The sequence below is a fragment of the Flavobacterium cerinum genome (assembly GCF_004028155.1).
Lineage (GTDB): Bacteria > Bacteroidota > Bacteroidia > Flavobacteriales > Flavobacteriaceae > Flavobacterium > Flavobacterium cerinum.
This window is the reverse complement of record NZ_SBII01000007.1, coordinates 48,923-69,979: the sequence shown is the minus strand read 5'-3', so window position 1 is coordinate 69,979 and position 21,057 is coordinate 48,923. Positions and strand designations below refer to the sequence as shown.

At 38.8% G+C, this 21,057-nt stretch carries 25 protein-coding genes; 9 read left to right on the top strand and 16 right to left on the bottom strand.

The genetic code is table 11. From position 1 onward, the window contains the following. Positions 1 to 35: 35 nt before the first annotated feature. The 7 genes from EPI11_RS10715 to EPI11_RS10685 all read right to left on the bottom strand — a co-directional run bounded on the left by EPI11_RS10715 (position 36) and on the right by EPI11_RS10685 (position 4,172). On the bottom strand, positions 36 to 245 hold the full coding sequence (locus EPI11_RS10715) for a hypothetical protein (RefSeq protein WP_128389965.1): 210 nt from the start codon (positions 243 to 245) through the stop codon (positions 36 to 38). A 65-nt stretch (positions 246 to 310) separates the two neighbouring features. Next, positions 311 to 1,024, bottom strand: a complete 714-nt coding sequence (locus EPI11_RS10710; protein ID WP_128389964.1) for a 3'-5' exonuclease — start codon at positions 1,022 to 1,024, stop codon at positions 311 to 313. A gap of 5 nt (positions 1,025 to 1,029) precedes the next feature. Beyond that, the gene (locus EPI11_RS10705; RefSeq protein WP_128389963.1) at positions 1,030 to 2,211 is read right to left on the bottom strand and encodes a serine hydrolase domain-containing protein; all 1,182 of its coding nucleotides are present in this window, start codon (positions 2,209 to 2,211) and stop codon (positions 1,030 to 1,032) included. Positions 2,212 to 2,288: 77 nt separating this feature from the next. After that, positions 2,289 to 2,762 (bottom strand): methylated-DNA--[protein]-cysteine S-methyltransferase, encoded by a 474-nt coding sequence (locus tag EPI11_RS10700; RefSeq protein ID WP_128389962.1) that lies wholly within the window; start codon positions 2,760 to 2,762, stop codon positions 2,289 to 2,291. An 83-nt stretch (positions 2,763 to 2,845) separates the two neighbouring features. Then, on the bottom strand, positions 2,846 to 3,046 hold the full coding sequence (locus tag EPI11_RS10695; RefSeq protein WP_128389961.1) for a helix-turn-helix transcriptional regulator: 201 nt from the start codon (positions 3,044 to 3,046) through the stop codon (positions 2,846 to 2,848). Continuing rightward, a complete protein-coding gene (locus EPI11_RS10690) occupies positions 3,036 to 3,527 on the bottom strand; it encodes a hypothetical protein (RefSeq protein ID WP_128389960.1) in 492 nt (163 codons plus the stop codon). Before EPI11_RS10690 ends, EPI11_RS10695 begins: the two co-directional genes overlap by 11 nt. Positions 3,528 to 3,656: 129 nt before the next feature. Next, positions 3,657 to 4,172, bottom strand: coding sequence for a DUF1573 domain-containing protein (locus EPI11_RS10685; protein ID WP_128389959.1), 516 nt, complete (start codon positions 4,170 to 4,172; stop codon positions 3,657 to 3,659). Positions 4,173 to 4,383: 211 nt separating this feature from the next. Here EPI11_RS10685 and EPI11_RS10680 point away from each other — a divergent pair, with 211 nt between their 5' ends. Together EPI11_RS10680 and EPI11_RS10675 are read left to right on the top strand one after the other, a co-directional pair. Next, positions 4,384 to 5,712, top strand: a complete 1,329-nt coding sequence (locus EPI11_RS10680; protein WP_128389958.1) for a sensor histidine kinase — start codon at positions 4,384 to 4,386, stop codon at positions 5,710 to 5,712. Next, positions 5,709 to 6,395, top strand: coding sequence for a response regulator transcription factor (locus EPI11_RS10675; protein WP_128389957.1), 687 nt, complete (start codon positions 5,709 to 5,711; stop codon positions 6,393 to 6,395). Before EPI11_RS10680 ends, EPI11_RS10675 begins: the two co-directional genes overlap by 4 nt. A gap of 92 nt (positions 6,396 to 6,487) precedes the next feature. Here the strand turns inward: EPI11_RS10675 and EPI11_RS10670 are convergent, their stop codons facing one another. From EPI11_RS10670 to hemA, 9 genes are all read right to left on the bottom strand, one after another. Then, entirely contained in the window at positions 6,488 to 6,898 is a 411-nt protein-coding gene (locus EPI11_RS10670; protein WP_128389956.1) for a c-type cytochrome, read from the bottom strand. Positions 6,899 to 6,976: 78 nt separating this feature from the next. Next, positions 6,977 to 7,954 (bottom strand): porphobilinogen synthase, encoded by a 978-nt coding sequence (hemB, locus tag EPI11_RS10665; RefSeq protein ID WP_128389955.1) that lies wholly within the window; start codon positions 7,952 to 7,954, stop codon positions 6,977 to 6,979. A 67-nt stretch (positions 7,955 to 8,021) separates the two neighbouring features. Then, a complete protein-coding gene (locus tag EPI11_RS10660; RefSeq protein WP_164879155.1) occupies positions 8,022 to 8,966 on the bottom strand; it encodes a DUF4421 family protein in 945 nt (314 codons plus the stop codon). Then, a complete protein-coding gene (hemF, locus tag EPI11_RS10655) occupies positions 8,957 to 9,859 on the bottom strand; it encodes an oxygen-dependent coproporphyrinogen oxidase (RefSeq protein ID WP_128389953.1) in 903 nt (300 codons plus the stop codon). Before hemF ends, EPI11_RS10660 begins: the two co-directional genes overlap by 10 nt. Before the next feature lie 48 nt (positions 9,860 to 9,907). Next, a complete protein-coding gene (locus EPI11_RS10650; protein WP_128389952.1) occupies positions 9,908 to 10,261 on the bottom strand; it encodes a hypothetical protein in 354 nt (117 codons plus the stop codon). Positions 10,262 to 10,342: 81 nt separating this feature from the next. Continuing rightward, entirely contained in the window at positions 10,343 to 11,371 is a 1,029-nt protein-coding gene (gene hemE / locus EPI11_RS10645) for a uroporphyrinogen decarboxylase (protein WP_128389951.1), read from the bottom strand. An 82-nt stretch (positions 11,372 to 11,453) separates the two neighbouring features. Then, entirely contained in the window at positions 11,454 to 12,125 is a 672-nt protein-coding gene (locus EPI11_RS10640; RefSeq protein WP_128389950.1) for a uroporphyrinogen-III synthase, read from the bottom strand. Position 12,126: 1 nt separating this feature from the next. Beyond that, a complete protein-coding gene (hemC, locus tag EPI11_RS10635) occupies positions 12,127 to 13,047 on the bottom strand; it encodes a hydroxymethylbilane synthase (RefSeq protein ID WP_128389949.1) in 921 nt (306 codons plus the stop codon). After that, positions 13,044 to 14,300: a glutamyl-tRNA reductase gene (hemA, locus tag EPI11_RS10630; RefSeq protein WP_128389948.1), complete on the bottom strand. Its 1,257-nt coding sequence runs from the start codon at positions 14,298 to 14,300 to the stop codon at positions 13,044 to 13,046. Before hemA ends, hemC begins: the two co-directional genes overlap by 4 nt. 228 nt (positions 14,301 to 14,528) lie before the next feature. On the opposite strand from hemA, the gene EPI11_RS10625 reads away from it, so the two are divergent. The 7 genes from EPI11_RS10625 to EPI11_RS10595 all read left to right on the top strand — a co-directional run bounded on the left by EPI11_RS10625 (position 14,529) and on the right by EPI11_RS10595 (position 21,045). Then, the gene (locus EPI11_RS10625; RefSeq protein ID WP_128390086.1) at positions 14,529 to 15,401 is read left to right on the top strand and encodes a helix-turn-helix transcriptional regulator; all 873 of its coding nucleotides are present in this window, start codon (positions 14,529 to 14,531) and stop codon (positions 15,399 to 15,401) included. A gap of 19 nt (positions 15,402 to 15,420) precedes the next feature. Then, on the top strand, positions 15,421 to 15,735 hold the full coding sequence (locus EPI11_RS10620; protein ID WP_128390085.1) for a hypothetical protein: 315 nt from the start codon (positions 15,421 to 15,423) through the stop codon (positions 15,733 to 15,735). Positions 15,736 to 15,810: 75 nt separating this feature from the next. After that, on the top strand, positions 15,811 to 16,842 hold the full coding sequence (gene hemH, locus EPI11_RS10615; RefSeq protein ID WP_128389947.1) for a ferrochelatase: 1,032 nt from the start codon (positions 15,811 to 15,813) through the stop codon (positions 16,840 to 16,842). Then, a complete protein-coding gene (locus EPI11_RS10610; protein WP_128389946.1) occupies positions 16,842 to 18,188 on the top strand; it encodes an MATE family efflux transporter in 1,347 nt (448 codons plus the stop codon). The genes hemH and EPI11_RS10610 overlap by 1 nt, the downstream gene beginning before the upstream one ends. Beyond that, positions 18,188 to 18,733 (top strand): CopD family protein, encoded by a 546-nt coding sequence (locus tag EPI11_RS10605; protein WP_128389945.1) that lies wholly within the window; start codon positions 18,188 to 18,190, stop codon positions 18,731 to 18,733. The genes EPI11_RS10610 and EPI11_RS10605 overlap by 1 nt, the downstream gene beginning before the upstream one ends. A 3-nt stretch (positions 18,734 to 18,736) precedes the next feature. Beyond that, entirely contained in the window at positions 18,737 to 20,251 is a 1,515-nt protein-coding gene (locus EPI11_RS10600) for an ATP-binding protein (protein ID WP_164879154.1), read from the top strand. An 11-nt stretch (positions 20,252 to 20,262) separates the two neighbouring features. Then, on the top strand, positions 20,263 to 21,045 hold the full coding sequence (locus EPI11_RS10595) for an enoyl-CoA hydratase/isomerase family protein (RefSeq protein ID WP_128389944.1): 783 nt from the start codon (positions 20,263 to 20,265) through the stop codon (positions 21,043 to 21,045). Positions 21,046 to 21,057: the final 12 nt, after the last annotated feature.

The following is a 21,057-nucleotide window of genomic DNA, read 5'->3' as shown; positions in this document are numbered from 1 at the left end:
AGGATAAAAATAGTGTTCTTTCTTTTGTCCTGAAATTAAAGTACACGCTGTAAATAAAATTTACGGCCATCGGCAGCAACGTGCTCCATGTAGTCAATTTTTTTAAATGCCCTGTAGTAAAACATATAGGGTTTTAGATTTTTTACCACGCTGTTTAACGAGATTATAAAATCCTTTAGGTTGGAGCCAAAAACAACTACTTTATTGTCTATTTGTGCTACGTATAAATTGGGAAAATCTTTCATGCCGTAAAAGTACGATTTTTAATTGTGGGTAACATCGGACTTCCCTATTTCCAAACTTTTCCACCTCATACATGAATGATCTCTTCATCAATAAGCAAATCTTCACGACGCATGCGCAGGAGTATCTGTGCCACAGCAATAACATCTTTTTCACAGTAGGTAACAATACGGTCAATGTCTTTCTCTACATAATATACATGGCCTACCTGACTGCCGTCGATATCGCCTTTTGGCGAAGGGATGCCTAATATCTTAGTAAGCAGTCTTAAGGAAGTATAGCTTTTAAAATCGCCAAACTTCCATAATTCCATAGTATCAATATGAGGTACTTCCCATGGTTTTTTACCAAAAAGATTTAGTTTGGGTGGTATGGCAATGTTGTTAATGATCATGCGGCGTGCCATGAATGGAAAGTCGAATTCCTTAGCATTGTGTCCGCATAATATATGTTGCGGTTGATTGAAATGATTGTTAAGCAGGTTATTGAAATCCTTTAAGATCTTGATTTCATCACCATGAAAAGAGGTTACCCTAAAGTGGCGGATATCGCCCTTAAAGGTAAAATATCCTACTGATAGGCATATGATCTTACCAAACTCAGCCCAAATGCCGGCACGTTCATAGAATTCATCGGGCGATTGCCCGTCTTTGCGCTGGTATTGTGTTTTAAGGTCATATAGCAGTTTGGTTTCTTCGTCCAGAAGGGTAAAGTTTTCCTGCTCGGGAACGGTTTCAATATCCAGGAAAAGTACATTTTCGAGGTTTATCTTTTCAATCATAGTATTTATTTCATTGCCCTTTTATTACCTTCTCCATCTTCAGGTTTCATCAGCCCCATCATTTTGTAGGCTTCATCTACATATACATAAAAGTCGTTGCTGTGCGGGTCTTTTTTTGTTTGGAGTCCTTTAATGTCGCCCAGTCTTACAATTACAATAGCATCTTCGGGGATTACAATTACAAACTGGCCCAAGTGACCACGCATGTAGTACATTTTTTTGCCAAGGTAATTATTAAGCCACCAGCCATAACCATACTGTGGTGATGAAGGAAAGCGGGGAGTAACCATTTTTTGCACAGCTGTGCTGTCCAGTAATTTTTTACCGTTCCAGTCGCCATTGTGTTTGAATAATTTACCAAAACGTGCAAAATCGCGTGCATTGCTGGCAAAACAGCAAAAAGCTTTCTCAATCCCATCCGGATGATCCAGCTGCCATAAGGCATCATTCTCGGCACCCATAGGCTGCCAGAAGTGCTTAGAAACATAATCAGATAAATGTTCTCCTGTTGCTTTTACAACAACCATAGCAAGCAGTTCTGTAGCACCGCTCACATATTTAAATTCTTTACCGGGTTCTTTGGTTACGGCTATATTCAGCATGGTTTTTTCCAGCTCATCACCAAAATAAGCGCGTGTAGTTATAGAAAATGCACTGCTGTATTCTTCATCCCAATCCAGTCCTGTTGCCATAGAAGACAGATCGCCTACAGTAAGCTGTGCTGCTTTACCTTTTCCAAACTCCGGGAAATAATCAGATACTTTTTGATCCAGGCTTTTTATTTTTCCTTCTTCAATTGCTTTAAACATAGCAGCAGAAACGATGCTTTTCGCCATAGAAAAAGAGTTCGATTTAGAATCTTTTCCATAACCGTCAAAATAGCTTTCGTGCCAAATGCTGTCATTTTTAATAATAAGGTAAGCAACAGTACTAAGCTCTTTATTCACCTCATTAAGCCTTGCGGTCGCTTTAATTTTATTGTACTCTTTATGCAAGGCCCATGGCTGCCCGGTGCCTTTTTTGACAACGCGGTTGTCAAAGTGGGTATAATCACTTAGGTAGGCAGTGGTTTTACCATGCAGGTATACCACACGTACAGCTTTAATTAAATAATCGACATTAAAAATGTAGAGCAGTAAAACTACGGCTGCAAGAATACCGATAAGCCAAAGCAGGAATTTTTTCATAATTGCGGGTTAAGACACTAGTAAAACGAATTTACGTAAAAATTATTTACAGAAGTATCATCAGGTATTCTTTGAGATTAAAACAAACTTTGCTGTATAGGCGGAGTTTCGTGTTCCAGAAGCCATTTTTTGCGCCACAATCCACCTGCATATCCTGTTAATGATCCGTCAGATCCTATTACCCTGTGGCATGGAACAACGATCCATAACGGATTTTTGCCATTGGCGGAAGCAACAGCACGGATGGCTTTTACATCGCCTAGCTTTATAGATAGTGCCTGATAGGATGTAGTTGTGCCAAACGGAATTTCCAATAGGGCTTTCCATACTTTCTTTTGGAAGTCAGTGCCTTTTGGATTCATTTTAAAATCAAACACAGTGCGGTTTCCGTCAAAATACTCCTGGAGCTGCTGTACGGCAGTCTTCAATTCGTCAGGGATTGCATCCGGCATAGGAATATCTTCATTGAGCACTGAAATTTCAGATATGCCTTCTTCATCACCTTTAATAATGGTAATGCCTACGGGTGATTTTATAAAAGCCTCTTGCATTGAAATGGAATTGAATAGTAAAGGTAAGTATAGTTATTAAAAAAATTTCCCTCTACAGGGAGGGAAATCATATCGGTTATTAATTAATCGGTAGGTTCAAGTTCAAAGATCTCGGTTACATCTTTCTCAAAAAGTTTTGCCAGTTTTAGTGCTAATACGGTTGAGGGTACATATTTTCCTGCCTCGAGAGCATTAATGGTCTGGCGGCTCACACCTATACGTCCAGCAAGATCCTGTTGGGTAAGGTTGTGTATGGCGCGCTGTACTTTTACATTATTCTTCATCTTGGTGGGAATTATAAAAACGAAACATTTTAAAGCGGAACAGGAGGATAAAGATAAGCAGTTGCGAGAACATCACAGCCATCAATACATTTAGAAAAATAAAGCCATATACAAACAGATAGGATAGCAGTATTAGAGCATAATTTATAATGGTTGCCCAAGCAAGACTTTGAAGCCTTATAGAGGCTACCATCTCGTCTTCATTTTTTTCTTTAGAAAAGGCATATATAATACCACTGGTTAAAACAATAAGCACAAGCAGTTCATCTGCTATAGAATTTTCAATACATCCAAAAAATGTAATGCCATTAAAAATTTTACCATTGTCAGCATCAGCGATAATGGCAAAAACCGTAGCATTTAATTGTAATTCGTTAAGTTCTGGAACACTGTAAAAAACCACGAGTGTTATAAAACTAATAATGAAAAGCACTCCGCTAATTGATTTAAGCCTGTGCGGAAATAAATAATTCGTTTTCATGATGATTGATTTTAAAGTTACAACGAATGTAAAGTAAAATTTCCAATATGACAAATAAACTTTACATTTTGTAAAATAAAAAAGCCATCAACAATGTGATGGCTCTATAATTAACCTTGTATAAGGATATTATTGTTGTGTAGCAGGAGTAGCTTCAGAAGCCGGAGTTAATACTTTACCTTTAATAGTAAGTATTTTTTTCACGTCGCTGTCGTTAGTTGTTACAGTAATGTTTTTAGAAAAACTACCTGGGCTTGCAGCATTAAAAGTAGCTGTTACACTTCCAGATTCTCCTGGTTTAATAGGTGTTTTAGTATAGTTTGTAGCTGTACATCCGCAAGAAGCTTTTACATCTGTAAGAAGTACAGTTTGTTTTGTGGTGTTCTTAAAAGTGAAATCGTGAGATACAGGTTTTCCTTTTTCGATATCGTTAAAGTTGTGAGTATCATCTTTCCATGTAATTCCAGATGGAGCCATGTTTTTAGCAGCATCAACTGTAGCAGCAGCTTTAGGTTCGATTTTTTGTGAAACAGCCTTAGCGTCTTTAGCTACTACTTTTTTAGCAGTTTGTTGAGCAGAAGCTCCCTGAGAGATAAAAAAGAAAGCACCTACAAGAGCAAGAGCAGATAATTTTAAAGTTTTCATAATGGTAAATTATTAATATTGGTTATTACTTTTTTTTAGTTTACTATCACAAATATATTTACTTCAAATCAATTATTTGTTAATCGTTTTTAAAGTATTGTTAATGACATGTTAACGTACTGTGTATTAGTGTCTTTTGTGGTGTGGCATCATTAATTTTATAATCTGATATTCTTTATTGTCTATTTTTGAATAAAATAAACAATAGTAAATGCCTGTAAAGAAAGAGCTTAATCGGTTCATGAATAACCTTCCTAATTTGAAATTCAACAGATTAAATATAATTGTGCTTATAGGACTCCTGGCTATTGTTGGTGTGCTTACCATGCAATTGGTCATGCTCAACGAGGCCTATATGTTTGAGAAGAAAGAGCTGGGTGAGAAAATTCATTTTGCGCTGCAGGATGTTGTAAATAAAATTTACAGGGATAATAATAATGAACTGCCCAACGCCAGCCCGATCAAAAAAGTATCTGAAGATTATTATGTAGTCAATGTTGATGATGTTTTTGAGGCTGAAATTTTGGAATACTATCTTCATAGTGAATTTCAAAAGGTAAAGCTCGATATGGATTATGAATATGCCATTTACAATTGCAAGTCAGACGAGATGGTTTATGGGGAATATGTTACAGCACAGGGACGTGAGGCAAAAGCCGATAAGCTAAAATGTGAAAAATGCTTTTCTAAACGAGAAGGATTGGTGTATTACTTTGCCGTTCGTTTCCCGCAATTGCGTCACAGTTATATTACTTCACTGCAGCAATACTGGATCTACACGGGGGTGCTTTTACTAGTGCTCGTTATTTATGTATATTCGGTTTTACTCTTACTTAAACAAAAAAAATATACAGAGCTTCAAAAAGACTTCATCAATAATATGACGCATGAGTTCAAGACACCACTATCGTCTATACTTATCGCTTCTAACTATGCAGTGAAACAGGAAGCTATAGAAGGTAACCCTAAGCTTAGTAAATACCTTAAGATTATAATTGAGCAGAGTAATAAACTCAACCAGCATATAGAGAGAATATTATCGGTTGCCAAAACAGAGTCGAGTGTAATTGCTCTCGAAAAGAAGCCTTTTAATGTAGTAGAAACGCTGGAACTGGTAAGAGAAAATATATCACTCAAGTTCGAAAATGCTGTTGTAACATTACAAACCGGTAAAGAGAATTACAGTATTAAGGCCGATGAATTCCATGTGTACAACATTGCTTATAATATTGTAGAGAATGCCGTTAAATACGGTACAGATACTCCTAAGGTATTAATTAACATTAAGGAAGAAGGTAAAGGTTTAGCACTTCAGTTTAAAGATACTGGTCCCGGTATTCCAAGTGAACATTTAGAATATGTATTCGATCGTTTTTACCGTGTGCCAAGGCAAAACACAAACGAAATTGAAGGATTTGGTATAGGACTTTTTTATGTGAAAAAGATATGCGAACTTCACGGGTGGAAGATAAGCATAGAAAATAATGCCGATAAAGGCATAATGATTACCCTTCACATTCCTAAAAGCAACCTTGTATGAGCCGAAAAAAAATACTCTATGTAGAAGACGATACTACCTTGGCTTTTTTAACCGCCGATAACCTGGAGCAATACTATGATGTAATGCATTTTGCTAATGGTGCCGAAGCGTTTGAGGCTTTTAAGACAGAAGAGTTCGATCTTTGTATACTCGACGTTATGCTACCATTAATGGACGGATTTGAATTGGCTACCGCCATACGCGAACGCAATGTTGCCGTGCCAATTATCTTCCTATCTGCAAAAACACTAAAAGAAGATCGTATAAAAGGACTTAAGCTTGGTGCTGATGATTATTTGGTAAAACCCTATAGTATGGAAGAACTTATCTTAAAGATAGAAGTATTCCTGCAGCGAAGTCAGAAGCAGCCAGCGGTTAAAAAGACAACATGCGATGTAGGCACTTTTGTGTTTGATCCGGCAAATTATGCTCTTATGAAAAATGGGGAGACTATTACACTTACCGAAAGAGAATCGGCATTACTAAAACTGTTTTTAGACAATAAAAACAATATACTAAAACGCGAAACCATATTAACCGCACTATGGGGCACCGATGATTATTTTATGGGTCGCAGTATGGATGTTTTTATTTCCCGACTGCGAAAGATCTTTAAAGAAGATGAAAATATCCGGATAGAGAACATCCCGCGAATTGGATTCAAACTGGTAATTAAAGAATGAAAAAGTGGTTTTTATTGTCAGTCTGAGCTTGTCGAAGACGATAATAATTACACTTCGACAAGCTCAGACTGACAAGTTTTGACCCACTAAAATTACTTTTTCAAGTGGCTGTAAAAATAATCTTCAAGACCTTTTAGCTCTTCATCAGAGAAGTTCTTGGTAAGGTAGAAATTGGTTTTCATTACCGAATAGTTTTTCGGATCTACAATTGGATCAGCTTCCTCCTTAAGAAACTTTACCATATCGGCATTTTTCTCTTTGTATATTTTTGCAATTTCGATGACACTCGGGCCAATTATTTTCTGGTCGGGTTTGTGGCATGAAAAACAATTGCCTTTACCATCAAAAATTTCCTGTCCTATTTTTTCAGAAGGAGTAAGGTTGGCCATGTCGCCTTCGGCAGCTGCTTCATTTCCTGATGTTGGGTAAAGTGATTCTTTTTTCTCCTCTCCCTTACAGGAAAAAAGGGCAATAGCGGTAAGTAGTAAAAGTAGTTTTTTCATTGTATCCTAAGTAATACTTAGCCCCATTGTCATGCTGAGCTTGTCGAAGCATGATAATAGGGATAAGCAAATGCAAAATTATTTATTAAGTATTATAGCCGCTTCTTTAGCAAAGTAAGTCGATATTAGATCGGCTCCTGCTCTTTTTATGCAATGCAATTGCTCTATCATGATCTTGTCGTGATCCAGCCATCCTCTTTCTGCAGCCGCTTTTACCATTGCATATTCACCTGATACCTGATATACTGATACCGGTACGTTTACCGCATTTTTTACTTCACGAACAATATCCAGGTAAGCAATTCCCGGTTTTACCATTACAATATCTGCACCTTCTGCAACATCATCCAGAGCTTCTTTTATAGCTTCAATTCTATTGGCATAATCCATTTGGTAGGTCTTCTTGTCACCAAAGCCGGGAGCACTGTCTAGCGCATCTCGGAAAGGTCCGTAAAAAGAAGAAGCATACTTGGCGCTGTAACTCATAATGCCCACATTGTGGTAACCACTTTCTTCAAGCGCTTTACGGATAGCAAGCACACGTCCATCCATCATATCGCTTGGCGCTACAAAATCGGCACCGGCAGCAGCATGGCTAACACTCATAAGAGTAAGTGCATCTACAGTAGCATCGTTAATGATCTCACCATTTTCTACAATACCATCATGACCATAAACAGAATAAGGATCAAGAGCAACATCGGGCATTACGATCATTCCCGGGACAGCATCTTTAATGGCTTTAATTGCCTGCTGCATCAATCCGTTAGGGTTCCAAGCTTCTTTACCGGTATTGTCTTTTAGCTTGTCGTCTACTTTTACATAAATGTTTACTGCCTTAATACCAAGGCTCCAAAGTTCTTTTACTTCTTTAACGGTAAGGTCTACAGATCGGCGGAAGATACCCGGCATAGACGGAATTGGGATTTCAACATTCGTTCCTTCTGCAATGAACATTGGGAACATAAAATCGTTAGGGCTTATTGTTGTTTCACGAACCAGTGAGCGAATAGAATCGTTAGTGCGTAGTCGTCTGTTTCTGTGTATTGGATACATAATGGTAATTTTTGTGAGATAGTCGGTTATGTTTAAAGTCAGACTATGGTATATATAATTTGTATTCTTAAAAATGTTTCTTTATTCGTTGTTTTTCTCTTTCTAAAAAAGATGGTGCATCAAAACGGTAGCCTACAAAAATGGTGCTGTAATTCATAGTGTCGTCTATAGTTACATTAGAGGTTTCCTCGTGAGAGGATACGAGTATTTTATTGTTGATACCACCGTAAAAACGATCGGAATTATAACCTAATGATACAAGACTAGATGCCTGAACCATGGCAATGGTACTCGATTTGTGTTCTGATGTGTTTACTGTAGCACCTGCTCCAAATGAAAAGCCTCCGGAGACCAGGAAATTTTTACCAATCACCCAGTTATAATAGTATGTAGGCGATAGGGCTACATTAAAAAAATAGGAGTTTTCACCTATGTCAGGTTCGTTTTCGCCGTTTATTTCGGTATAATAATAGGAAAGCATGGCTGCAAAAGTACCCGCACTTTTAAGCTGTTTGGCATTTTGGAATGATGTTGCAGCATACGAAAATCGTTTGTTGAAAAAATAAGAGGTATTACCTCCCAGTTTCAAGGTTTTAAGCCTTTGGAAATAAACACTGTTTTCGGGGCTCTTTAGCGTTATTCCTTTTTGATAATAGTAGTCTACACGCTGCATCCATCTGCCGGGAAGTGCCGTAAATGAGAATGTTCTCATCTTCGCTCCTTTGTTGTCTTTGTTTTCGGCAAGTATCTCAGATGCGAAACCAAAACTAAAGGCAATGATGTCGTATTGAACACCAAGGTTAAAGGTTGTTTTTAGATTGGGCAGCATTTCAACATCCAGTTTTTCTTTGGCATACTGTATCGTAAAACTATTAGATGTATTAAGGGCAAATACCTGAACGGATATTTTGTCGTCGTACTTTTTATGATACAGATTGCTTATGCTGTCAGTCTGCGCGAAGCAGCTGCCGCCAAATAATAATAAAAACGATATTTTTTTAATTATAGCCAATTTATAGGATTGGTTAATACTTTAATTAGTCGTTCTTCTTCGCTACCTACTTCCGGATGATGGTCATATACCCACTGCACGTGTGGCGGTAAGCTCATCAGGATGCTCTCCATTCTTCCGTTTGTTTTCAGCCCAAAAAGCGTACCTTTATCATGAACTAAATTGAATTCTACATAACGGCCACGGCGAATTTCCTGCCATGTTCTGTTTTCTGCAGTCCAGGATATATCTTTTCTACGTTCCACTATTGGTACATAAGCTTCAAGGAAGCTGTTGCCAACTTCGGTAACAAAATTATACCATTGTTCCATAGAGCAATCGTTGGTGGCTTTGCAATGGTCAAAAAACAATCCGCCTATGCCACGGGCTTCGTCACGGTGTGTGTTCCAAAAGTATTCGTCACACTGTGCTTTAAATTTTGAGTAGAACTCCGGATTATGTTTATCGCAGGCTGTTTTACAGGTCTGATGAAAATGTTTTGCATCTTCTTCAAACAAGTAGTAAGGAGTAAGATCCTGCCCGCCGCCAAACCAGCTGTTTATTGTATTACCTTCTTTATCATACATTTCAAAATACCTCCAGTTAGCATGTACTGTGGGTACAAACGGATTGGTAGGGTGAAGCACCAAGCTTAAACCGCAGGCAAAAAAATCCACATCATCTACATTAAAATAGGTTTGCATGGCTTTAGGCAGAGCACCATGTACTGCAGAAATGTTTACACCGCCTTTTTCAAAAACGCCGCCATTTTCTATAACGCGGGTACGTCCTCCGCCGCCCTCAGTGCGTTTCCATATGTCTTCGCGAAACGTAGCTTTGCCATCTACGGCTTCCAGTTTAGACGTTATCGTATCCTGTAATTGTTGTATGTATTGATAAAATTTATCCTTCATTTTTTATAATCTGAATTTAACAGCCCAAAGTAAATTTCACTTTCGGAATCATTTACTTAAAGCGTTAATCTTATTAAATATATCAAACGAAAATATTTTACTTTCCGTTTGAATGAAACTATATAAAGATAGGGCTTTCTCTTTAAAAGCAGGATTAACCGCCAGCATATCAGCAAGACGTTCCATGTTAGCCCAGTCAAAATGCATTTTGGTTACGTGCTCCTTCAGCTCGCTGTCAGTCATTTTTTCAAGGCTTTCTGTAGATAGTCCCAGTTGGGTCAGCAACGATTCAGCATCATTCGCCAGCCAGCCGTCAGGAACAAAAGTAAGTTCCATTAGTTTGTTAAGGACGTTGTTTATCCTTTCGTTTTCTTCGTCCCGTAATCCTAAACTTAGCGGCATAATTTAAGTATTTAGTAAATAGTAATTAAAGTGACCAGTACACAACCGGCAGTTTAACTACCGACTGTTACCGTCACTAAATTACGATTTATATTCTTTCACTGCTTCTATAAATGCTTTGGCATGGTCTACCGGAATATGTGGTAAAATACCATGGCCAAGGTTTACGATGTAGTTGTCTTTTCCAAATTCATCGATCATCTGGTGTACCATCTTTTTAATAACCGGTATTGGAGATAATAACCTTGACGGGTCGAAATTACCCTGAAGTGTTATTTTTCCACCAGAAAGGTAACGTGCATTACGTGCAGAACATGTCCAGTCTACACCCAATGCAGATGCTTTACTTTGTGCCATTTCACCCAATGCAAACCAGCATCCTTTTCCAAACACGATAACGTGAGTTTCTGGAGCCAATGCCTCAACGATCTGGTTCATGTATTTCCATGAGAATTCCTGATAATCTACCGGAGACAACATACCACCCCAGCTGTCAAATATCTGTACAGCGTTAACCCCTGCCTTTACTTTTTCTTTAAGATAGGCTATTGTAGTATCGGTAATTTTTTGAAGTAATACGTGTGCCGCTTCCGGCTGCGAAAAGCAAAAACCTTTTGCAATATCAAAGCTTTTAGAGCCTTTTCCTTCAACCGCATAACAGAAGATTGTCCAAGGTGAACCTGCGAAACCAATTAACGGTACTTCGTCATTCAGCATTTCTTTGGTTAGTTTAATGGCATCCATTACATAACCAAGTGTTTCGTGAATATCCGGAACACGTACTTTTTCTACATCCTGAATGGTACGGATAGGATTAGGTAAAAACGGGCCAATATTCTCTTTCATCAACACTTCGATGCCCATAGCTTGTGGTACTACTAATATGTCTGAAAACAGGATAGCAGCATCCGGCTTTACAATACGAATAGGCTGTACGGTAATTTCGGCAGCAAGCTCAGGAGTCTGGCAGCGGGTAAAGAAATCATATTTATCACGCAAAGCGATAAATTCGGGTAAATACCTTCCTGCCTGACGCATCATCCATACCGGTGGTCTTTCTACTGTTTCGTTGCGAAGTGCTTTTAAGAATAGGTCGTTTTTTATGCTCATGTTTTATGTTATAATGCTTTCTGTCATTTTGGCGAAGGAGAAATCACCTCCGCTGAGCTGCGCCCAATATGACAGCGCTGTTTTAAATAATCTCTTTATAATAATTAATACACTGTATTATTACATTTTCTACCGTTTGTTTATTGGCAATCACAATATTTTCGGTTATGCCTTTAAGTTCTTCAGCAGTGGTTGTACCAATGCAAAAACAGGTTTCGGTTGTAATCTGGTTTTCTTTTAAATAACTCTCAATGCCTGACGGACTAAAAAAAAGTATACCGTTTATGTTCGAATTTATTTTATGTGGCGTTAAGAGTGTTTTGTATGCCCTTATTTCGTCAAATACAATTCCGGCATTTGCAAATGCATCCGGCAGTGTGTTTTTTCTAAGGTTTCCTGCAAAGAAGGCAAAGCTTTCGCTGCGGTGATCTTTGGTTATGATCTCTACCAGGTCTGATGCATAATCTGTACAGGCAATAACGTTGAATCCGGCAGTTTCTATAGCCTCTTTTGTTTTACTGCCTACGCAAAAAACAGCATGGTTTTTATAGTTACTGTTTTCTTTGTTTTCAAGGAAACTCTTTACAGCATTCTGGCTTGTAAATAGTAAATTTTGGCGTGTAGTGCTGAGGTTAAAGGCTACATGTTCTATCCCTATAAAATCGGCTTCAAGGACCGAAAGCCCTGCATTGAGCAGGTACTGCTTTTGATTAACTAACAGTTTTTTAGTAGAAAGTATACGGATAACCTCCATATTATTTTTTCAATTGTGTCCTTATTTTCTCCATCAGTTCCGTTCCGCCATTTTGCAGTACTTCATTAGCACAATTGTTGCCAAATCTGGTGTGGTCTTCATCAGCATCGATTACTTTTTCAAGGTGGATACGTTCTTTACCATCTATAGATAATAACACGCCTTCAAAACGGATCTTACCTTCAATAAAAGTAGCCAGTGCACCTATAGGAGCAGTACACCCGCCTTCCAGGGTTTTAAGAAACTGACGTTCAATAGTTGTACAGGTTTCACTTTCCGGATGATTTAATTGTGCGAGAGCCTCAAGACAAAATGTATCGTCTTCCATAGCTACAACCACCATTGCGCCTTGTGCAGGTGCAGGTATCATCCAGTCCAGTTCTATATGATTTTCAGGAAGCAGGTTAATGCGCTCCAGTCCGGCAGCGGCAAAAACAGCTCCGTTCCAGTCGTTGTCTTTAAGTTTTTGTAAACGGGTGTTCACATTACCGCGAATGTCGGTCACGTTATGGTTAGGGTAACGGTGCAGCCATTGTGCCTGTCGGCGAAGGCTTCCCGTAGCAATAGTTCCGGCATCATATAAAAAGTCAAGACTGCCTTTGTGTACCAAAATATCGTTTACGTTAGCACGCTCTAAAACTGCTGCCTGCACTATGCCTTTTGGTAGGGCAGTAGGTACATCTTTCATAGAATGCACAGCAATATCGACATCACCTTTTATCATCGCAACGTCAAGTGTTTTAGTAAAAATACCGGTAATACCTAACTCGTATAATGGGACATTAAGAATAAGGTCGCCGGTAGATTTTACGGCAACAATTTCTGTTTTGTACCCTAATTCGTTCAGTTTTCTTTCTACAGTGTGAGCCTGCCAAAGTGCAAGTTCGCTGTCGCGGGTACCAATTCTTATAGTTTTATTCATTTCGATGAAGCTTCAATTTGAAATACTTTTTCGATCCATTCGATGCTTTCATCAACCATGGTATCGCGGTCTTTCAAATGATTGGCAAAATGGGTTGTAATTTTATGGATAATTCGCTTGCTGATAATTTCGGCCTGCTCTTCATCAAAATTACTTATTTTTTTGCGTTGAAAATTAAGCTCTGTATCTTTTATCGCGTTCAGCTTTTCCTTTAGCGCATTGATAGTAGGAGCAAATTTGCGAACGGTTGTCCATTCGATAAATTCTTCCATTACCTCTTCAATAATTGCTTCGGCAGCAGGAATGTGTTTCCTCCTGTTTTCAAGAGTGCTGTCGGTAATTTTGGAAAGGTCGTCCAGATGAACTACGGTAATGCCTTGTATATCCTTAACATTATCGTGTACATTTTTAGGGATAGAAAGATCCAGTATTAGTAATGGCTTATTGGTAGTCAGTATGTCTTTATCTATAGTTGGCAGCTGTGCACCGGTAGCAACCACAAGCACGTCGGCTTTAGGTATCTCCAACGGAAGCACATCATAGTCTTTAACGATAAGGTTAAATTTCCCTGCAACTTTCTCAGCTTTTTCGCGGGTACGGTTTATTAGGGTAATATGATCATTTTTGGTGTGTTTTACAAGATTCTCGCAGGTATTTCTGCCTATTTTTCCTGTACCAAAAAGAAGGATGTTCTTGTTTTGAACATCGCTTATATTGTTCATTATATATTGTACCGATGCAAATGATACTGATGTTGCTCCAGAGCTAAGCTCTGTTTCGTTCTTTACTTTTTTACTTGCCTGGATAACGCTGTTTACAAGTCGTTCTATAAATGCATTGGCAAGGCCAAAAGATTTAGATTCGTTAAAGCTGTTTTTTATCTGGCTGATAATTTCGAAGTCACCAAGTATCTGGCTGTCTAAACCTGTACCTACACGAAAAATGTGGTTTATAGCTTCAGAGTTTTTATAAACAAAAGCAACGCGCTGAAATTCTTCAACCGTGCCCTGGCTGTTATCGCAAAGTAATTTAATAAGCTGAAATGGGTGTTCAGCAAAGCCATAAATCTCTGTCCTGTTACAGGTAGAGGTAACAATAAGGCTTGTAATACCTTCTTGTTTTGCTTGTTCCAGCAGGCTTGTTTTGCCTTCTGTACCTAAGCTGAATTTCCCTCTTATCTCGGCATCGGCTTTCTTGTAACTTAATCCTACTGCATAAAAGTACAGATGCTTCGATATGTTATTGTTCTCCATAGTGCTCACTTTCCTAAAAGTTCTACAAAAGTAGTGGCAACAACTTTTAAAAAGTAACGCTGTAAGGTCTATTTATATCGCTGTCGGATATTTTGGCACGAAAATGCTTTTTTATGTCGAAATAACCTATTTTTGCAATGAAATCAGCACATTGCAAAAATTTAGTTTAGAATAATTCTAAATAAAGAGGTGGCGAAGTTTTGCAATGGCAGTAAAAAAAATACCGCTATGGGTGCTCATGAGGAAATAAAAATAGATGACGATTTTATCGTATTGCGTTTCCAAAACGACAGCGACGAAACCACTCATTTTGAACGTGAAGTAGATGTAGATCTTATACAATTTCACTTTGGTATAAAGGGGAGAGCCAAGTTTATATTCAATCAGGGGCGTTATGCGCTAGACCTTCGTGAGGAGGTATCCCTGTTTTTATACAACCCGCAAAAAGAGCTTCCCGTACACTTAGAAATCGCTCCGCACAGTTGGGTAATTTCGGTGTTGATCTCAATTAAAAAATTCCACGGATTCTTTTCTGAGCAAGCCGACCATATTCCGTTTCTGAGTGAAAATAATATCGATAAGAAATATTATAAAGACGAAAAGATAAATCCGTCTATGGCTGTGGTTTTAAGTCAGCTGTTCCATTTTAACCTGCATCAGTCCATTAAAAAACTGTATTTTAAAGGTAAGATCTACGAATTGCTGAGCCTTTATTTTAACCGTGCCGAAGATACCAATACAGAATCATGCCCGTTCCTGGTAGATGAAGAAAACGTAATAAAGATCCGTAAAGCAAAAGATATCGTTATTGCTAATATGGCCGAACCACCGGGATTGCAGGAACTGGCCGATCAGGTAGGGATAAACCTTAAGAAACTAAAAATGGGCTTCCGCCAAATATATGGTGATAGCGTATACAGTTTCTTGTTTGATTACAAAATGGACTATGCCCGCAAGCTGCTGGACAGTGGATCATATAATGTAAATGAGGTAGGACTTAAAATAGGCTACAGCACCTCAAGCCACTTTATTGCTGCCTTCAAGAAAAAATTTGGTACAACGCCAAAGAAATACCTGATGAGTATAAATGAGAAGGTGTAAAGAGTCAAACGATATGAATATGTGGGAACCAATTTCTTTGGAAGAGCTATATTTTGAAATTCAAAAAACCGTACCGGAACTTAAGGATGAGCTTTTAATTTTTTGGGAACAAATTAAAATTGAACCTGAAAAATGGCAAGAACTTTTGTATGGTAATGACGGAGGAGGATTTTGGGTTGTAGCTATATTTGGAGAAAAAGTAATATGGTATAATGATATCGAAGAAGGTTTCAATATCTCTGATTATGATACACCAAACTATATATTAGAATATGGAACGGAACAGGATGAATTGAAATGGTGTTTAAACAAACTTATGAAATTAAATAAATAAAACCCACTTGTCGCACGGTTTTTGCAAACCAATGGCAGTTGGGAATAAACAACACAATAAATTTTTGATAAACAGATGAAAGGAGTACTGCTAGTAAACCTGGGATCACCAAACAGCCCGGAACCAAAAGACGTGAAGCCTTACCTAGATGAGTTTTTAATGGATAAGTATGTTATAGACGTACCTTACTTGCTAAGAGCGCTTTTAGTGCGCGGTATTATACTGCGCAAAAGACCTGAAGCATCGGCGGAAGCCTATAAAAAAATATGGTGGGAAGAAGGTTCTCCGCTTATTGTACTTTCTGAAAGAATGCATAAAAAGGTACAGAAGAAAACAGAATTACCGGTTTCATTAGCCATGCGTTATGGTAAACCATCTATAGAAACAGGGCTTCAGGAACTGGCTGATCAGGGTGTTACAGAGGTATTGCTTTTCCCGTTGTACCCTCAATATGCAATGGCTTCTACACTAACGATATTAGTGCTTGCAGAAGAGATAAGAAAGAAGAAATTCCCACAAATGACGCTTACCGATGTTCCTGCGTTTTATAATAAACCGGATTACATTACGGCATTGGCCAATTCTATAAAAAGCTCACTTCAGGGGTTTGATTATGATCATCTATTATTTTCCTACCACGGTATACCGGAGCGTCACATCAGAAAAACAGATGTTACTAAATCGCACTGTAAGATAGACAGCAGCTGTTGTACAACACCATCGGCAGCACATAAGTTTTGCTACCGCCACCAGTGTTATGAAACAACAAGACTTGTTATTGAACAGCTTGGTATCCCAAAAGAAAAATACTCACTTACTTTCCAGTCGCGCTTAGCGGGCGATAAATGGCTAGAGCCTTATACTGATGTTGAAATAAACAAAATGCCGTCTAATGGCATTAAAAAACTGGCTGTAGTCACTCCGGCTTTTGTGGCCGACTGTCTTGAAACCCTGGAAGAGATCGCAATGCGCGCTAAAGAAGAATTTGAAGAGCATGGCGGCGAAAAGTTCCTTGCAGTACCATGTCTTAATGATAGCGAGGAGTGGACTGGCGTTGCAGCCAATTGGATTAACGAATGGGCGCATGCTGAAACACCGGTAGCTTAATGACGGTATCATCTAAGGATTTAGCAAAAAAAGACATTAAAGGACTGCTCATAAAGCAGTCTGTGCCGGCATCTGTGGGTATTTTGTTTCTTACGGTTAATATCCTGATTGATACTATTTTTGTTGGCCGATGGATAGGTTCGCTGGCAATTGCCGCACTATCTGTCGTTATGCCTATTACCTTTTTTATATCGTCATTGGGTATGGCGATAGGTACAGGAGGAGGTTCTGTGTTATCACGTTCGTTAGGTGCCGGTAACAGGGAAAAAGCCCTGGCTACTTTTGCACACCAGATCATGATGACCTTTGGGTTATCATCTATCGTTGTGATATTTGGGCTCTTTTTTGGCGATGAGATACTGTATCTCTTTGGCGCGAATGGTGCTATTATGGCACCCGCAAAAGAGTTCTTTTTACCCATACTGCTTGCTGTGCCTTTTCAGGCTTTATGTATGATGGGTACAAGTGTTATCAGGGCAGAAGACAAGTCCAAACACGCTATGGCTGCCATGATCTTATCGGCAATAACTAATGTGGTACTGGACATACTGTTTATAAAAATATTTGGCTGGGGAATACACGGAGCGGCATTGGCTACAGCCTCGTCTTTCTTCCTGTGTTTTGTATACATAACATGGTTTTTTATTTACAAGAGTGAGTTGCGACTGCAATGGCATCATTTTACATTCCATAAAAAAATAGCGGGCGAGATCACCTCATTAAGCTTTGTTACTTTTGCCCGTCAGGGTGTTATAAGCGTACTGGCTATAATCCTGAATCATACACTGTACACTCAGGGCGGCGAAAATGCAGTTACCGTTTATGGCATTATTAGCAGGATGCTCATGTTTGCACTGTTTCCTGTATTGGGTATAACCCAAGGTTTTTTGCCGATAGCCGGATATAATTATGGAGCGAATAATTTTGATAGGGTAAAAGCATCGGTATCATTAGCCATAAAATATGCCGGAGCACTGGCTATTTTTATTTTTGTGATCATATTGTTTTTTGCGAAACCGATAACAGCTGTTTTTACTACCGATCCCGCAATTATTAGAGATACACCAGAGGCATTGCGATGGGTATTTGCTGCATCGCCTATTATTGCAGTACAGCTTATAGGTGCGGCCTATTTTCAGGCCGCGGGCAAGGCTACAAAAGCATTACTGCTCACGCTCTCCAAACAGGGTTTTTTCCTGATTCCGCTCATTTTAATTTTACCGCAGTTTTTTGGTATTTTTGGGGTGTGGGTCGCCTTCCCTATTGCTGATGTACTTTCTACCATTGTAACCGGAATATTTTTAAAGAAAGAGATGGCTGCTCATTATAATGAAGACAAAGAATAATGGAATATTATAATTATATAAAATCACTGCACCTCATTTTTGTAATTACCTGGTTTGCCGGGTTATTTTACATTGTGCGGTTGTTTGTATACCACATAGAGGCGAATGATAAACCATCGCCCGAGAAAGAAATACTTATAAAACAATACAAACTCATGTCTTACAGGCTGTGGTACATCATTACATGGCCATCGGCAGTACTGGCGAGTGTTTTTGCTATAACACTGCTTTTACTTATGCCTGAATGGCTAAACCAACCGTGGATGCATGTTAAACTGGGATTTGTGTTTTTATTATTTCTCTACCATTTAAAATGCCACCAGATATTTAAGCAATTACAAAATGATGAGGTAAAACATACTACCGGCTTTATGAGGCTTTGGAACGAAGGGGCTACCCTTATTTTGTTTGCTGTAGTATTTTTGGTAATTTTAAAGAATGCCGTTAACTGGATCTATGGTGTAATAGGCATTATGGCATTTAGCATACTCCTAATGCTGGGTTATAAATTTTACAAACGCATACGCGAAAAAAACCAATCCTAGAGCATGAAGGAAAAGTTTAAGATAAAGAGGTGGTCGTTAAGGGTAAGAATATTTCTGTCGATGATATTCATTACACTTATAGCCTCGTGTCTTATTGCGGGTGTAAGTATATACCAGTTTAGAAAAGAAGCAAAAGACTATCACCACGATCGTCTTGAACGCAAGGAGAACTCTATTAAAGAGCACATTAATTACATACTTGCCAATACTACATATCCACTTACTACCGAGAATCTTCCATTAATATTTAGGGAAAGGATTCACGAACTGGCAAATATTCACGGTATGGAGATTAACATCTACGACCTTAATGGGCATTTGCTAAAATCATCTAAAGCAGCCTTTTCTGTAGATACTATTAATAACACTATCCCAAAATCGATACTGCGAGTTATTCGATCTACTGCCGAGAAAAGGTATGTAGACCTTAAATCGAATGAAGGTAAAAGGTACCGGTCGGCTTACAGCTATATTAAAGACACCAAGTTTAAACCCTTAGGCATACTTAACCTGCCATATATAGAAGACGACGGTTATTATGAGAAAGAACTTAACAACTTTCTTATCCGTTTTTTCCAGGTGTATTCTTTCATGCTGCTTATCTCGATCATTATAGCCTATTTCCTTTCGAGCTACATTACGAAGTCTATCAAGGAGGTCAGTGACAGGATAAAGGAAACCCGATTGAGTGCAGATAATGCCGTGAACGAAAAGATTGATATGGGTGATACCCCGCAGGAGATCAGCCTGCTGGTAGATGCTTATAATAACCTTGTAGATGATCTTGACGAAAGTGCTGCCAAACTCGCGCAGAGTGAACGTGAACAGGCTTGGCGCGAAATGGCAAAACAAGTGGCACACGAGATCAAGAATCCGCTAACGCCAATGCGTTTAACGGTGCAGAGTTTCCAACGCAAGTTCGATCCGCAGCATCCGGATATCAGGCTGAAGCTTGACGAATACTCGAAGACGCTTATCCAGCAAATCGATACGATGAGCTCTGTAGCATCGGCGTTTTCCAGCTTTGCATCAATGCCTGCCCAGCAGAATGAAACCCTTAATGTGGTTAAGATTGTACAGCTGGCGCTGGAGATATTCAATGAAAATTACATTACCTACATAGCCGAAGAGGCGCAGATCATTACACGTATGGACAGAACGCAGCTTATCAGGATTATTACCAATCTTGTTAAGAATGCTATACAGGCGATTCCGGAAACGGAGCATGATCCAATTGTTGAGGTTAGAGTTTTCCGTGAAGGCGATGCTGCAAAAATTTCGGTTAAAGACAATGGTAAGGGTATTACTATTGAGAACAAACGTCGTATTTTTGAACCGAAATTTACTACCAAAACCAGCGGGATGGGTCTTGGTCTAGGTATTATAAAGAACATTGTAGAAAATTATAACGGCACTATTACTTTTGAAAGCGAGCCGGGTATGGGTACTGAGTTTTTAGTAACGCTGCCTATAACAAACCCTGCCGAATTTAGCGAAGATACTAGCAAACACATATAACAAACACACTCATGAATTACGAAAACATACTTGCAGAACAGGACAACGGCCTTGCTGTTGTTACCATTAACAGGCCAACAAAATTAAATGCACTTAACAGAGCAACGATATTGGAACTTCACGAAGCATTTAAAGCACTGGACGCAGATAAAAGCGTTCAGGTTATTATCGTTACGGGTAGCGGAGAAAAAGCTTTTGTAGCTGGTGCAGATATTGCTGAATTTGCTGATTTTAATGTTAGCGAAGGTGAAAAACTGGCAGCATTGGGTCAGGAATTATTGTTTGATCTTGTACAAAACCTTTCTACTCCTGTTATTGCTGCGGTTAATGGTTTTGCACTGGGCGGTGGACTAGAGCTTGCTATGGCAGCTCATTTTAGAATAGCATCAGACAATGCTAAAATGGGTCTTCCTGAAGTTTCTCTAGGCGTTATTCCGGGGTATGGAGGGACACAGCGTTTACCACAATTAGTAGGTAAAGGGCGTGCTATGGAAATGATTATGACTGCCGGCATGATAAATGCAGAAGAAGCTAAAGCATACGGACTGGTGAATCATGTAGTACTACAGGCAGAACTTCTTGATTTTTGTAAAGGCATTGCTGCTAAAATTATGAAAAACTCTCCGGTTGCTATTGCTAAAGCTATTAGCGCTATTAACGCTAACTATGAAGATGGTGTTAATGGATATAATGTTGAGGTGGCTGCTTTTGGTGAGTCGTTTGGAACTGAAGATTTTAAAGAAGGTACTACTGCATTTCTTGAAAAAAGGAAAGCAGTTTTCCCTGGAAAATAATCAAATTCATAT

What these genes read in the sequence shown, in the direction of transcription:
- EPI11_RS10715 (WP_128389965.1), bottom strand. Translation starts at nt 245, where the DNA reads ATGAAAGATTTTCCCAATTTATACGTAGCACAAATAGACAATAAAGTA.
- EPI11_RS10710 (WP_128389964.1), bottom strand. Translation starts at nt 1,024, where the DNA reads ATGATTGAAAAGATAAACCTCGAAAATGTACTTTTCCTGGATATTGAA.
- EPI11_RS10705 (WP_128389963.1), bottom strand. Translation starts at nt 2,211, where the DNA reads ATGAAAAAATTCCTGCTTTGGCTTATCGGTATTCTTGCAGCCGTAGTT.
- EPI11_RS10700 (WP_128389962.1), bottom strand. Translation starts at nt 2,762, where the DNA reads ATGCAAGAGGCTTTTATAAAATCACCCGTAGGCATTACCATTATTAAA.
- EPI11_RS10695 (WP_128389961.1), bottom strand. Translation starts at nt 3,046, where the DNA reads ATGAAGAATAATGTAAAAGTACAGCGCGCCATACACAACCTTACCCAA.
- EPI11_RS10690 (WP_128389960.1), bottom strand. Translation starts at nt 3,527, where the DNA reads ATGAAAACGAATTATTTATTTCCGCACAGGCTTAAATCAATTAGCGGA.
- EPI11_RS10685 (WP_128389959.1), bottom strand. Translation starts at nt 4,172, where the DNA reads ATGAAAACTTTAAAATTATCTGCTCTTGCTCTTGTAGGTGCTTTCTTT.
- EPI11_RS10680 (WP_128389958.1), top strand. Translation starts at nt 4,384, where the DNA reads ATGCCTGTAAAGAAAGAGCTTAATCGGTTCATGAATAACCTTCCTAAT.
- EPI11_RS10675 (WP_128389957.1), top strand. Translation starts at nt 5,709, where the DNA reads ATGAGCCGAAAAAAAATACTCTATGTAGAAGACGATACTACCTTGGCT.
- EPI11_RS10670 (WP_128389956.1), bottom strand. Translation starts at nt 6,898, where the DNA reads ATGAAAAAACTACTTTTACTACTTACCGCTATTGCCCTTTTTTCCTGT.
- hemB (WP_128389955.1), bottom strand. Translation starts at nt 7,954, where the DNA reads ATGTATCCAATACACAGAAACAGACGACTACGCACTAACGATTCTATT.
- hemF (WP_128389953.1), bottom strand. Translation starts at nt 9,859, where the DNA reads ATGAAGGATAAATTTTATCAATACATACAACAATTACAGGATACGATA.
- EPI11_RS10650 (WP_128389952.1), bottom strand. Translation starts at nt 10,261, where the DNA reads ATGCCGCTAAGTTTAGGATTACGGGACGAAGAAAACGAAAGGATAAAC.
- hemE (WP_128389951.1), bottom strand. Translation starts at nt 11,371, where the DNA reads ATGAGCATAAAAAACGACCTATTCTTAAAAGCACTTCGCAACGAAACA.
- EPI11_RS10640 (WP_128389950.1), bottom strand. Translation starts at nt 12,125, where the DNA reads ATGGAGGTTATCCGTATACTTTCTACTAAAAAACTGTTAGTTAATCAA.
- hemC (WP_128389949.1), bottom strand. Translation starts at nt 13,047, where the DNA reads ATGAATAAAACTATAAGAATTGGTACCCGCGACAGCGAACTTGCACTT.
- hemA (WP_128389948.1), bottom strand. Translation starts at nt 14,300, where the DNA reads ATGGAGAACAATAACATATCGAAGCATCTGTACTTTTATGCAGTAGGA.
- EPI11_RS10625 (WP_128390086.1), top strand. Translation starts at nt 14,529, where the DNA reads ATGGGTGCTCATGAGGAAATAAAAATAGATGACGATTTTATCGTATTG.
- EPI11_RS10620 (WP_128390085.1), top strand. Translation starts at nt 15,421, where the DNA reads ATGTGGGAACCAATTTCTTTGGAAGAGCTATATTTTGAAATTCAAAAA.
- hemH (WP_128389947.1), top strand. Translation starts at nt 15,811, where the DNA reads ATGAAAGGAGTACTGCTAGTAAACCTGGGATCACCAAACAGCCCGGAA.
- EPI11_RS10610 (WP_128389946.1), top strand. Translation starts at nt 16,842, where the DNA reads ATGACGGTATCATCTAAGGATTTAGCAAAAAAAGACATTAAAGGACTG.
- EPI11_RS10605 (WP_128389945.1), top strand. Translation starts at nt 18,188, where the DNA reads ATGGAATATTATAATTATATAAAATCACTGCACCTCATTTTTGTAATT.
- EPI11_RS10600 (WP_164879154.1), top strand. Translation starts at nt 18,737, where the DNA reads ATGAAGGAAAAGTTTAAGATAAAGAGGTGGTCGTTAAGGGTAAGAATA.
- EPI11_RS10595 (WP_128389944.1), top strand. Translation starts at nt 20,263, where the DNA reads ATGAATTACGAAAACATACTTGCAGAACAGGACAACGGCCTTGCTGTT.